Genomic DNA, 13116 nt, shown 5'->3' on the forward strand with positions numbered 1-13116 from the left:
GGTCACCTCCCCCGAGGTAATGGGCGGGGACGTTACCAAGGAGTAACGATGTCCACCAGACCTCGCGAGATCCGTTAATGTCCCGCCTGTGCCAGTGATCACGAATGCCACGGAGAACGCGGGGTGGACGGCCGATCTCGGTCGTGCCGTCCGGCTGTTCCGGGCGTTCGGCGTGGAGCAGACGGACCCGGATCGCTTCTACGGAACGCTTGCCGCGGACTCGGTCGGACAAGTCGGCCGATACGCCGAGCTGCGGGGCGCACTGATGCTCGACGTCGGAGGTGGACCGGGCTACTTCGCGGACGCGTTCCGCGCGGCCGGTGCGACGTACTACGCGATCGACTCCGACCTGGGCGAGCTGAGCGGCCGAGGCGAACCCGTACCGGGCACGGTGCTCGGCAGTGGCATGGCGCTACCTGTCGCGGACGCCACGGTCGACGTGTGCTTCTCGTCCAACGTGCTGGAACACGTGCCGGACCCCTGGCTGATGGCAGACGAGTTGGTCCGGGTCACTCGGCCCGGCGGCACGGTCTTCCTGTCGTACACCGGTTGGTGGGGGCCGCACGGCGGTCACGAGACAGCGCCCTGGCACTACCTCGGCGGAGACCGGGCGGCCCGTCGGTACGAACGCCGAGTGGGTCACCGGCCGAAGAACAAGTTCGGTGAATCGCTCTTCCCGATCAGCGTCGCCGCCGGACTGCGGTGGGCACGCACCCGTAGCGCGGCCGAGCTCGTGGCAGCGGTGCCGAGGTATCACCCGCGCTGGGCGTACGGCGTACTCGCCGTCCCCGGAGTCCGCGAGGTCGTCACGTGGAACCTCGTCCTGGTGCTCCGGCGGCGATGAGGAGACTGAAGGCCGGAAGTTCCGAGCAGGTGGTCTGGCGAGCGAGGCTCGTGCTGGGCTGCCTGGTCCTGATCGCCCTGTGCTTCCACCAGGCGCCGGGCAAGATCGTGCCCGACACCAAGCTGGACCTGACCGCCAGTCCCGGTGGCTTCCTCGTTCGTGCACTGCACCTGTGGGATCCGCAGGGCGCCTTCGGGCAGTTGCAGAACCAGGCGTACGGCTACCTGCTGCCGATGGGTCCGTTCCACTGGCTGCTCGACTCGCTGTCGGTGCCGGACTGGGTGACGCAACGCCTGTGGTGGTCGGTGGTGCTGTGCGTCGCCTTCCTCGGCGTGTGGAAGCTGTGCAACGCCCTCGAGTACGGCGTGCCGTGGACCCGTTTCGCGGTCGCACTGCTCTACGCACTGAGCCCCCGCATGCTCGGCGAGGTGTCGATCACCTCGATCGAGGTGTGGCCGATCGCCATGGCTCCCTGGGTACTGCTCCCACTCGTCACACCACGGGCTCGCTCCGGCTGGTGGCGGGTCGGCTGGTCCGCGGTCGCGTTCGCACTGGTCGGTGGAGTCAACGCCGTCGCCACTGCTGCCACGCTCGTACTGCCTGCGTTGTGGCTGATCACCCGCCGGCTGGACCGGTCGACGGTGAAGGTGATGCTCGGTTGGCTCGGGTGCGTGGTCGCCGTGTCGATCTGGTGGCTCGTACCGCTCCTGTTGCTCGGCCGGTACAGCCCGCCGTTCCTCGACTGGATCGAGGACGCCGGAGTCACCACCGGAACCGCCAGCGTCTTCGAGTCCTTCCGCGGTACGTCGCAGTGGCTCAACTTCCTGTCCGGCGCCGACGGACCGAGTTGGCCGGCCGGCTGGTTGTACGTCACCCAGCCGACGCTCATCCTCGTCACCGCGGTCGTCGCGCTGCTCGGCCTGGCAGGCTTGGCGATGGGCTCGCTCAGGCACCGCGGCTTCCTGCGGCTCGCACTCGTCGTCGGGCTGCTGCTCGTGACGCTCGGCCATGCAGGTACGGCCGGCTCGCCAATGGCACCCCAGATCCAGGACCTGCTCGACGGACCGCTCGCAGCCCTCCGCAACACGCACAAGTTCGAGTTGGTCGTCCGTCTGCCGCTCGCACTCGCCACTGCGCACTCGCTGAGCAGACTCACCGAGTGGGCGACTGTCCGGGGCATCCATCGCCGAGTGGTGCCGGTGCTGGTCGCCTGCCTGATCGTGTCGGTGGCGGCGCCGGCCATCTTCGGCCAGCTACCCAGACGCGAGGGGTACGAGGCCATCCCCGCTCACTGGCGTGAGGCGGCGGCGTGGCTCGACAACCAGACCACGAAGGGCAGTGTCCTCGTGGTGCCTGCCGCATCGTTCGCCGACTTCACCTGGGGATCGACGAAGGACGAGCCGTTCCAGGCCTTGCTGAAACGCCCCCTGGCTGTGCGGGACGCCGTACCGCTCGGCTCTGCCGGTACGACACGTTGGCTGGACGAGGTGGAACGCCGGCTCGGCACGGGGGTCGGCGACAAGACCCTGAAGCAGGCACTGACGCGCGCCGGAGTCCGGTACGTCGTCGTCCGCAACGACCTCCGGTACGACGCCCAGGTGACACCGACGCCGGCCGTCCACGAGACCTTGGACGAGTCCGGCATCGATCGCGTCGCGTACTTCGGTCCGGGCACTGGCAGCACGATCGAGCAGCCCGGCGTCACGCTCGACGGGCACACCCGGCTCCCGTACCCGAGCGTGGAGATCTATGACGTCGGCGCCACGAGTCCAGGGCGGCTGATCCCGAGGTCGCAGCTCGTGGAGGTCCGCGGTGCGGCCGAGGACGTGCCGGCCGTACTCACCGCGCTCGGCGGCGATCGCAACGCGGTGACGAGTTCGGACGCGGCCGGTCGACTGACCGGGCTCCCGTTGGTCCAGACCGACGGCATGCAGCGCCGTGAGGTCTCGGTCGGTCGTCCCGCGGAGAACTACTCGCCCGTGCTGACCGCGTCGGAGGCGGGCCGGCAGGGCCGCCGCACCCTCGGGTACGACGTCGACCCGGAGGCACCGGTCACGACGCGGACGTGGGGCGGCGGCATCGTCGACGTACGGGCGTCGTCCTCGGCGGCGGATGCGGACGCGACGCTGCGGACCGGGCCGGGCAATGGGTCGTTCGCAGCGGTGGACGGTGATCCGTCGAGTCGCTGGATCTCTGGGACGTTCGGCCGAAGCAGTGGCGAGTGGCTTGAGGTGACGTTCGCGTCTCCTCGCAGTGTCGACGGTCTGAAGGTGCAGTTCTCGCTGGCGCCGCCGACCACCGAGCCGGTCCGCACGTTGCAGGTGGACACGGACGCGGGCTCACTGACCTCGGTGGTGTCGGGATCGACCGATCCGCAGAGCATTCCGACCCCTCCCGGCCAGACCAAGCGGTTGCGGCTCAGTGTGGGGGTGACTGACGGCAAGAACCCGAACGGCGTCTCGATCGCCGAGGTCTCGTTGTCCGGGATGCTCCCGGTCAGTCGGCTCAGCGTGCCGTCGGACGACCGTCAGCCGAGCGCACTGGTGCTCAGGAACCAGCAGATCGGCCGCTCTGCCTGCCTGCACGTCGCCACGCGTCCGCTGTGCCGACAGGATATGGCCAAGGACTCCGAGGAACCGACCGGACTGCTGCGCAGTATCGACCTTCCGCAAGCCGCGTCGTACCAGTTGCAGGGGACGGCGCTACCGAAGGACGGCGCCACGCTCGAAGGCCTGCTGACTGTGGCGGGCGCCATCACGGCGTCGGCAACCTCCCGAGCGGTCACGGCTCCGGAGGGACGTCCGGGCGCCGCGGTGGATCGTGACCTGGGCACCGGCTGGGTCGCGGACCCGTCCGACCAGCACCCGGCGCTCACGCTGAAGTTGCCTGAGGCAAGAAGCATCAATGGACTGCAGTTCCTCTCCGATCCCTATCTGACCGCCTCGCAGCCGACCGAGGTGTCGCTGCGCTTCGACGGTGGCCCACCGGCGAAGGGCACGGTGGATCCGGAGGGCTACGTGCGCTTTGCCGCACGGAGTGCACGAACAGTCGAGCTGACATTCACCGCCACCAGACCGATGACGGACTTCGACTCCGCGACCGGCTACGCGCGGACGGCGCCGGTGGGCGTCGCCGAAGTTCGCGTGCTCGGCGCCGACGAGCTGCGCAAGGCACTCGACCTGGACGGCCAGACCGGTGCGTACTGCGGCTACGGCCCAGGTGTTCGCGTGGACGGCGTACCGGCGGACACGCAGCTGAAGGCGACCGTGCGGGACCTGCTGCAGCGGCGTCCGGTGACATTCTCGACGTGTGGCAAGGACAGCGTGGTCCCACTGCAGTCCGGACGCCACAACGTCGACGTGCTGGCCGGTGGTGGGTTCGTGCCGACCGAGACGACGCTGACCAGGGCGGGCTTCGGCAACGTGTCCAAGACGCCGGTGCAGGGTGTGGACGTCTGGCGGCCCAATCCGGCCGAGCTGAGCATCGAGGTGCCGGCCGCCGGCGAGCAGTCGGTGCTGGCCGTCGCGCAGAACTACAACGAGGGCTGGGAAGCCTACGACAGCAGCGGCCGCAAGCTGACGCCGATCCGGATCGGTGGCTGGCAGCAGGGATGGGTTCTGCCCGAAGGGCCCGAGCAGGTCGTCACCGCGCGGTTCATGCCGGACCGACTCTACCGCGCCGGTTTGCTGGTCGGTCTGGTCGCGCTCCTGTCGGTGGTCGCGCTCGCGGTCTTCTTTCGGCGCCGGTCGAGGCACTCCGGCCACCGACTCCGCGAAGGCCGCGATGCCGGGCCATGGGTCGCGCTCGCAGGTGGTCTGGCCGCGGGGTGGTTCATGTCCGGCTGGATCGGACTGGTCGCGGTGGCGGTTGCTGCGCTGTGCTCCTGGTTCCTGTCGCCGCGGGTGGCGATCGGAGTAGTGGCTGCTGCGGTGGCGGTCGGCGCGCTGATCGCGGCGGTTCAGCCGTGGCCGGACGGGGGAGCGGGACTGACATCTGGAGTGGTCCAGGCATCGACCTTGTTCGCCTGTGCGCTGGCGCTCTTGTCCCGGCCCACCGGTGAGACGTCGTACTCCTTGTCCCGCCTGCCCAGGCGCATGATGGGCCGCTCCATCCCGTAGTAGCTCGCGGCCGCGACACCGACGGACACCACCAGCGTCGGGAAGAACAGCAGCGCGAACTTGCCGCTGAACACCTCGTACCCGCTGATCCGCTCGACCACGCTCAGCACGATCAGGTGGTACGCGAAGACGCCGTACGAGATGTCTCCGGCGATGTGGCCGGCCTTGCCTCCGAGGATGCGGACCGTCCTGGCTGTCGGGTTCAGAGCCGGGAACAGGACGCACGCGGCGATCACGGTGTAGAGCAGGCTCTTCAGGAACGCCTGACCTGGCGTGGACGGCGAGAGACCGTACGGGCCGGCCAGCGGGCTGGCAGCGATGACCAGCAGCGCCGCTGCGACGCCCCAGATGGTGCCGGGGATCTTCGTGAGGGTGTCGAGCGTGGACGGCTCGAGTCGACCGCTGCTGCGCGCCACCTGCCACAGTGCGAACCCCATGCCGACCGCGAACCAACCGATGTACCCAGGGAGCCAAAGACCAGCGCGGGGGTGGTCCGTCGCGTTGATCGAGGCCATCCAGATCGGGCTGACCACAGTGAGGACACCCAGTACGACGAGGCGCCAGCGGACACTGCGCCGGGTCGGACGCTCGTACCCGGTCAGCAGCTTCGCCAGCGCCGGCAGCAGGAGGTAGAACGCCACCTCGGTCGCCAGACTCCACAGGTGCGTGAGTCCGTCCGCGGCCGGTCCGTCGAAGTAGATCTGGGTGAGCGACGCGTGCTGGAGGTACGTCGCCCAGCCCACGCCGTCCTTGCGCGGCACCAGGAACGCGGCGAGCAGTACGGCGACCCACAGCGCCGGCAAGATCCGCAGTGCCCGGTTGCGTAGGTACGGCAACGTCAGTGGCGGCAGTGTGCCGTCGAACCACGCGACCACGTGCGGCCGGTACAGCAGGAACCCGGAGATCGCGAAGAAGATCGCCACCCCGACATCGAGCCGCGCCAGCAGACCCGCGAACGGTCCGTTGAGCGAGGCGCCGGAGTGAAACCCGACATGCGTGGTCAGCACCGCGAGCGCACCGATCGCCCGCAACCCGTCCAGCGCCGGAAAGCGCGTCCGATTCATCTGGGCAGTCCGATCTCGAGGTTTTCCACGCAGAGGTTCGTCGCGGGATCGGGGGAGCGTAGCCGAATCTCGGTGGCTCTGATCCGGTGCGACGGGCCGAGGTACATGCTCCCAACACCGGCCGGCCAGTCGGCGGCCGGGAGTGCGGCGACGTTGCCGTCCGCATCGAGTAACTCGACGGACACCTGGTTCTCGCGGTTGGAGAAGTACGCCGCCTTGACGAACCACTCGGCGGTCGCGATCTCGTTCTGCGTCGGCGTCAGCCGGATGGTCAGCGGCTCCGTGCCGTGCACGAGCAGGTTGCAGAACGAGTTCGCCCGGGTCGGCGGCTCGCCGCGTGACCACACCGCGAATGGTGCCGGCCTGATGTGTCCGGTGTCGTCCACCAACAGGGGCTCGCTACCTGCCGCCTGTACTCGGAACTGCTTCCCCGCCATCCGCAGTACTGGCGACAACCTGGGGTCGGACATCAGTGCAGTGCCGATCGGCTGTGGCATCGAGGTGTCCCACAGGTTCACGTTCGGTCCGGTCCGCTCCAGCTCCGCCGCGACCGTCGCGAAGTAGGCCTTGGCCGGATTCCTGCCCCACGGACCGGCGAACCCGACGTCCGACACAACCACCCCGACGAGCAGACAGGCCAACCCGACGGCGGGTACGGCGATCCGCAGCGTGGACGCCGACAGTACGACGGCCAACGTCAATGGGATCGAGAGATCGGACCAGTAGTGGTAGTGCACGGTGAACACCGAGCCGAATCCCCTGAACCGTCCGTAGGACACCAGCACCACGGTCACCAGGACATAGCCGGCCACCGAGGCCCACAGGAGCAGCGCACGGCGGTCGTGGCGAAACGCGACCACGAGGAGCAGACCGGCGACCAGCCCACCGAGCACCACCGCTGCGACCGGCGGACCCGCAAGGCTCAGCGGCTGTCCCGTCGGCGCCCACGTCCAGGGTCCGCCGACCACTGCGGAGACCGGCACCTCGAAGCCGCGGCCGGTGAGTTCGAGCAGTTTCCCTGCAGGCGGGAGGCCGCCGCGGGACGGGTTGCCGCGGGTCAGATAGAGGGTGCCGAAGGCAACGATCGGAACGGCGAGAGCGGCGGCGAACGGCCAGGTCTTGCGGAGCCAGACGCGGATCGGCTGCTCACGAAGATAGAGGGCCAGCGCAAGGGCCGTGACCAGGATCAGCCCGGACTTCTCCCAGCAGGCCAGCGAGATCAGCAGGGCGAGCGGGCCGTAGACGAGGGCGCGGCGACGGTCGTCGTACCAGTCGATGGTTGCGTGCAGCAACAGCAAGCCGAAGACGTGCGCGGACAGGTTGTTCACTCCGCTCGACAGCGACATGAACGACGGCATGCTCAGCGGGGTGAGCGCGTAGAACAGGGTGCCGAGGAGCACCCACCAGTTCGATCCGAGCAGGCGCAGAAGCAGCAGGCCCATCAGCGTGATCGCGATCGCCTGCATCACCGTCCGCCACCCGACGGTGAGGTCGTGGTTGAGCGGCGCGACCTTCGCGAAGACCGCGTAGACGAACCGCAGGCCCGGCGCGATGTGGTCGTTCACCGGCGTCAGCAGTTCGCCCGGCGCGAATCCGCGACTGCCCTGGACCAGGAAGTCGAGGTCGTCGCTCAGCCACGAACCACGGCGCGCGAGCAGCCCGAGGACCACCGACTGCACCACCGCGACAGCCACCACGAGACCCCGGAGAACCGATGACTTCGGTGCTTCCGGCAGTGTCCAGATCCCCCTCATGCGGCGCGACTATATGTCAGTTCGGACCCGCGCGAACTTTGTTGTCGCTGCCGTCTGTTCAAGGTGGCTACCCGCTGGTAGCGTCCCGCGGACAGACCGGGAGGGGATGCAGTGGGGACTCGTAGTCGTGCGGTGCTGATCGGACTCGGGGTGTTCTTCGTCGGCATCGCGGCGCTGGCCAGGTTCTATGCCTATCCAACACTTGCGGTGGCGCCCGCGGACCAGATCGCGCACACGGTGTCGGTCGGGAAGAACGCCACCATCTTCAGCGCCGCCGACCTGAAGAAGAAGACCGGCGTCGAGCTCGAAGCACGCCGGACGGTCAGCGGAGACGCGGCCGCGGCGGAGCGGATCAGCAAGGCGCTGAACCGCAAGGTCGTGGTGTTCGACACCGCCGTGGTGACCGACGACTCGAAGGACTACCGGTTCCCCGACGCCGCGTCGAAGACCAAGGACCTGCCACTGAGCTTCGTCCAGGAGCGGGTCGTGCTCGACGCGCACACCGGCGAGGCCGTGCGCTGGAATCCGGCCGGCGACGACGACAGCGGCGAGTACGTCGCGACCACGCTGGAGAAGGTGGATCGGCTGAAGCCCGTCCAGGACAGCGCGTTGTTCGCGGGCCACGAGGGTCTGGTGCTGAAGTTCCCGTTCGGCACCGAGCAGAAGACGTACTCCTTCTGGGACACCACGCTGCGCAAGGCGTTCCCGATCGACTTCAAGCGGGAGACATCGCTGGACGGGCTGAAGGTCTACGTCTTCGAGCAGGAGATCCCGAAGAAGGAGGTGCCGCAGGCCAAGCCGCTGGAGGTGCCGGGCAGCCTGGTCGGTGACTCCGGCAAGGACTCGGTCGTCGTCCAGCGCACCTACAAGAACACCAGGACCCTGTGGGTCGAGCCGGTCACCGGCGCGATCATCAAGGGCCGCGAGCAGCAACTCGCCACCCTCGCGTACGAGGGCGAGGACAAGGTGACCGCCACCCAGGTCACGATCGAGTACGACACCGCCACGGTCGCGAAGAACGTGAAGGGCGCCACCGAGAACGGAGTCGCCGAGGGCGGCTACCAGTCGAAGGCGGCGCAGCTGCACCTGATCGGCTTCTGGGTGCCGCTGCTCTCACTGATCCTCGGTCTGCTGTTGCTGGCGTCCGTCGGGTTCTTCCAGCTCCGGCCCAGGAAGGCGGACTGAGGCTCAGGCCTTGTGGGCGGACCAGATCGCGGTGCCGGGAACGAGCCGGCCGCGGTCTGGTCCCCAGCCACCCCAGACCAGGTCGTGACCTGCCGGCCACTCCGGCTCGAGCAGGTCGTCCACGACGAAGCCCGCGGTGGTGAGCGCCCGGATCCAGTCGCCGGTCGTCCGGTGGTGCTCGGCATAGATCGGCGTACCGGCGTCGTCCACCTCGACGTACGGCGTCCGGTCGAAGTACGAATGGGTGATCCGCAGACCGGCGCGGGTCGGGTCGTCCGGCATGGTCCAGCGGATCGGGTGTGTCACCGAGAACACGAGCAGACCGCCCGGCTTCAGCGTCCGGGCGATCTCGCGCAGTGCGTTCGTGGCGTCGGCGACGAACGGCAGCGCACCGAACGCCGAGCAGACGATGTCGAACGTGCTGCTCTGATAGGGGAGGGCTACCGCGTCGGCGGCGACCGTGCGGACTGCCGTGCCGGTGCGGGCGTCGAGTTGCCGCGCGATCCGGAGTTGCTCGAGCGAGATGTCGAAGGCGACCACGTCGGCGCCCTGTCCGGCCAGCCAGCGCGAGCACTGGGCGCCTCCGCAGCCGACTTCGAGCACGCGCTTGCCCCGGACCGGTCCGAGCAGTTGGGCCGACTCCTCGTCGACACCTTCGGGGCACCAGATGAAGCGGTCGTCGCCGAGGAACTCGCCGTGCTCCGACAAGTAGTCGTCGGCCGCGGAGTTCCAGTACGCCCGGCTGGCCCGGGAGGTCTCCGCCTCGCTCAACTCCACCCGCACCGGCCCGCTCACGGACCAAACTCTAGTGTTCAGCGGTATGAGCGACTTCGCGGCCAGTGCCGTTCCGTTGGCGGGTGGGTACGGCGGGCAGACGTACGCCGTGAGTGCCGGCGGCGAGGACGCCGTACTGAAGCTGTATGTGAAGCAGCCCGAGCGGGCGGCCGTGGACGCGGCGTTGCTGCAGCTGGTCCGCGGACTGCTGCCTGTCCCGAAGGTGCTGGAGGCGAAGCGCGAGGGGTCGCCGGAAGATCCGCCGTACCTGCTGACCGAGCGGCTGCCGGGGGTGAACCTGCAGGTCTACCTGGAGACGGCAGGCGAGTCGGAGCGGCGGACGGTCGGGGAGCAGCTGGGTGAGTTGCTGGTGCGGCTGGGTGGGATGCCGTTCCTGACTTTCGGCGAGTTCCGCGGCGGTGAGCTGGCCATCGAGCCCTTCGGCCTCGGGGATCTCGAGCAGTACGTCGAGGGCCTCGACCTCGGCCTGGACCCGGGACAGCTGGAGCGGTTCGGCGCGGTCATCGCCGAGGCCGAGGACGTGCTGGCCGACGGGGTCGACCGGGTCTGCCTGGTGCACAGCGACTTCAACCCGAAGAACCTGCTGGTCGACCCGGCCACGGCCCGGATCACCGGACTGATCGACTGGGAGTTCAGCCACGCCGGGTCGCCGTACACGGATCTGGGAAACCTTTTCCGGTTCTGCGCCGATCCGGTGCTGGCCGGCGCGGTGCTGAGCGTGATCCGGGGGAGCGGGCCGGGGCTGGGCGAGCCGTTGGTGGATCTCGGGCGGGCGGCGGACCTGTGGGCGCTGCTGGATCTGGCGTCCCGCTCCACCGAACACGAGATCGCGGCCGCGGCGCACGACCTGGTCTCCCGAATGGCGGACACGAGTAGCCTCGCGGGGGGCCGAGTGGACCTGGACGTCGTACATTGAGATCAGTGAGACGTCGGGAAGCCTCGGCGGGCAGCCGGTGGAGGCCGGGTGCCCCGGGTTGCCCTGCCTTCGTCAATACCCGTATTCTGTGAGATGCGCTATGGGCCCGCGCGACCTCGGACGGAGCAGGCTCGTGCTCGCAGCAGTCGGTGGTGAATCTGTCCTCTTCAGGCAATCCAGCGGTTTGGTGCGATCCAACGGTTCATGACGCGACCGAACGACACCACCAGTCCACGGAGCAACCCACCACATGACGGCCAGCATCGAGGCACCTCTCGACCCCGCAGTGCGCAACACCCCGCAGGTAGCGGTCAATGACATCGGGTCGGAGGAAGACTTCCTCGCGGCGATCGATCAGACCATCAAGTACTTCAACGACGGCGACATCGTCGAGGGCACCATCGTCAAGGTCGACCGGGACGAGGTCCTGCTCGACATCGGTTACAAGACCGAAGGCGTCATCCCCTCCCGGGAGCTGTCGATCAAGCACGACGTCGACCCGAACGAGGTCGTCAACGTCGGCGACCACGTCGAGGCCCTTGTACTCCAGAAGGAGGACAAGGAAGGCCGTCTGATCCTCTCGAAGAAGCGCGCCCAGTACGAGAAGGCCTGGGGCACGATCGAGAAGATCAAGGAGGAGGACGGCGTCGTCACCGGCACCGTCATCGAGGTCGTCAAGGGTGGCCTCATCCTCGACATCGGCCTGCGTGGCTTCCTGCCCGCCTCGCTGGTCGAGATGCGCCGGGTCCGCGACCTCCAGCCGTACGTCGGCCAGGAGATCGAGGCGAAGATCATCGAGCTGGACAAGAACCGCAACAACGTGGTCCTGTCCCGCCGCGCCTGGCTGGAGCAGACCCAGTCCGAGGTGCGGATGAACTTCCTCACCCAGCTGCAGAAGGGCCAGATCCGCAAGGGCGTCGTGTCCTCGATCGTCAACTTCGGTGCGTTCGTGGACCTCGGTGGCGTCGACGGCCTGGTGCACGTGTCGGAGCTGTCCTGGAAGCACATCGACCACCCGACCGAGGTGGTCGAGGTCGGCCAGGAGGTCACCGTCGAGGTGCTGGACGTCGACATGGACCGCGAGCGCGTCTCGCTGTCGCTGAAGGCGACCCAGGAAGACCCGTGGCAGCAGTTCGCCCGGACCCACCAGATGGGCCAGATCGTGCCCGGCAAGGTCACCAAGCTGGTTCCGTTCGGTGCGTTCGTCCGTGTGGAGGAGGGCATCGAGGGTCTGGTGCACATCTCCGAGCTGGCCGAGCGGCACGTCGAGATCCCGGAGCAGGTCGTCCAGGTCAACGACGACGTCCTGGTCAAGATCATCGACATCGACCTGGAGCGGCGCCGGATCTCGCTGTCGCTGAAGCAGGCCAACGAGGGTGTCGACCCGGTCTCGGACGACTTCGACCCGACGCTGTACGGCATGACGGCGACGTACGACGAGCAGGGGAACTACGTCTACCCCGAGGGCTTCGACCCGGAGACGGGCGAGTGGCTCGACGGCTTCGACGCACAGCGTGAGGAGTGGGAGCGGCAGTACGCCGAGGCCCACTCGCGCTGGGAGGCCCACAAGAAGCAGATCGAGGACGCCAAGACGGCGGACGTCGAGGCCGGCGAGGCATCGACGTACTCCTCGGCCGCGGCTCCGAAGGACGACGCTCCCGTCGAGGGCGCGCTCGCTTCCGACGAGGCGCTCCAGGCCCTCCGCGAGAAGCTGACCGGCCAGGGCTGATCCACCGCAGGACCCGAGACCCCCGCATCCCCGTACTGGATGCGGGGGTCTCGCTCGTCTGTAGGGTGCTGTTGTGCTGAGAGTCGGGCTGACCGGGGGTATCGGGGCGGGGAAGAGTTCTGTGTCGGCGCGGCTTGCCGAGCGCGGGGCTGTGGTGATCGACTCCGATGTGCTGGCGCGGGAAGTAGTGGCCAAGGGCACCGAAGGTCTCGCCGAGGTGGTGACGGAGTTCGGGGCCGGCGTGCTGACTGCCGAGGAGGAGTTGGACCGGCCGGCGCTCGGGCAGATCGTGTTCGGTGATGCGGCGGCGCGGCGCAGGCTCGAGGCGATCGTTCATCCGCGCGTACGGGCCCGGGCGGCCGAGATCGAGGCCGCGGCACCGGCGGGAGCGATCGTCGTGCACGACATCCCACTGCTGGTGGAGACCGGTCAGGCGGACCGCTTCGACGTCGTCGTGATCGTCGACGTACCGGTCGACGTACAACTCGAACGGCTGACCGCGCAGCGCGGAATGCCTGACACAGAAGCGAAACAGCGCATCGCGAGCCAGGCATCCCGCGAGGATCGGCTCGCCGTCGCCGGTCTTGTCGTGGACAATTCCGGCTCCCTCGCCGACCTGGATCGCCGCGTCGACGAGGTGTGGGCAGAGCTCGAACGACGGGCAGGGCACGGTCCGGACACGAAAAGGTGACCCCTGCGCGGTAAATGATG

The 13116-nt window shown here is 68.4% G+C and carries 8 protein-coding genes and 1 pseudogene; 6 read left to right on the top strand and 3 right to left on the bottom strand.

The window, feature by feature from the left end; genetic code table 11:
- The first annotated feature begins 88 nt into the window (after positions 1–88).
- Both ACGFH6_RS15995 and ACGFH6_RS16000 read left to right on the top strand, forming a co-directional pair.
- Positions 89–844 carry a class I SAM-dependent methyltransferase gene (locus tag ACGFH6_RS15995; RefSeq protein WP_393384284.1) on the top strand — a complete coding sequence of 252 codons (756 nt, stop codon included), beginning with the start codon at positions 89–91 and terminating at the stop codon, positions 842–844.
- Positions 841–4962: an alpha-(1->3)-arabinofuranosyltransferase gene (locus ACGFH6_RS16000; protein ID WP_393384286.1), complete on the top strand. Its 4122-nt coding sequence runs from the start codon at positions 841–843 to the stop codon at positions 4960–4962. Before ACGFH6_RS15995 ends, ACGFH6_RS16000 begins: the two co-directional genes overlap by 4 nt.
- A 23-nt stretch (positions 4963–4985) precedes the next feature.
- Here the strand turns inward: ACGFH6_RS16000 and ACGFH6_RS16005 are convergent.
- A pseudogene (locus tag ACGFH6_RS16005) lies at positions 4986–6026 on the bottom strand (acyltransferase family protein); the annotation flags it as partial.
- Complete coding sequence (locus tag ACGFH6_RS16010) at positions 6023–7780, bottom strand: hypothetical protein (protein ID WP_393384288.1); 1758 nt, start codon at positions 7778–7780, stop codon at positions 6023–6025. The gene ACGFH6_RS16010 and the pseudogene ACGFH6_RS16005, both read right to left, overlap by 4 nt.
- Positions 7781–7891: 111 nt before the next feature.
- On the opposite strand from ACGFH6_RS16010, the gene ACGFH6_RS16015 reads away from it, so the two are divergent.
- Complete coding sequence (locus ACGFH6_RS16015; RefSeq protein ID WP_393384290.1) at positions 7892–8965, top strand: DUF3068 domain-containing protein; 1074 nt, start codon at positions 7892–7894, stop codon at positions 8963–8965.
- Positions 8966–8968: 3 nt separating this feature from the next.
- Here ACGFH6_RS16015 and ACGFH6_RS16020 read toward each other — a convergent pair whose 3' ends face one another.
- Positions 8969–9760, bottom strand: a complete 792-nt coding sequence (locus ACGFH6_RS16020; RefSeq protein WP_393384291.1) for a class I SAM-dependent methyltransferase — start codon at positions 9758–9760, stop codon at positions 8969–8971.
- A 25-nt stretch (positions 9761–9785) separates the two neighbouring features.
- Between ACGFH6_RS16020 and ACGFH6_RS16025 the strand changes: the two genes are divergently transcribed.
- The 3 genes from ACGFH6_RS16025 to coaE all read left to right on the top strand — a co-directional run bounded on the left by ACGFH6_RS16025 (position 9786) and on the right by coaE (position 13096).
- The gene (locus ACGFH6_RS16025) at positions 9786–10676 is read left to right on the top strand and encodes a phosphotransferase family protein (RefSeq protein ID WP_393384293.1); all 891 of its coding nucleotides are present in this window, start codon (positions 9786–9788) and stop codon (positions 10674–10676) included.
- Between the two features lie 250 nt (positions 10677–10926).
- A complete protein-coding gene (gene rpsA, locus ACGFH6_RS16030; RefSeq protein WP_393384295.1) occupies positions 10927–12405 on the top strand; it encodes a 30S ribosomal protein S1 in 1479 nt (492 codons plus the stop codon).
- Between the two features lie 73 nt (positions 12406–12478).
- Positions 12479–13096, top strand: a complete 618-nt coding sequence (coaE, locus tag ACGFH6_RS16035; RefSeq protein WP_393384297.1) for a dephospho-CoA kinase — start codon at positions 12479–12481, stop codon at positions 13094–13096.
- The last annotated feature ends 20 nt before the right edge of the window (positions 13097–13116 follow it).

It is taken from the genome of Kribbella sp. NPDC049227 (assembly GCF_043197265.1).
Taxonomy (GTDB): domain Bacteria; phylum Actinomycetota; class Actinomycetes; order Propionibacteriales; family Kribbellaceae; genus Kribbella.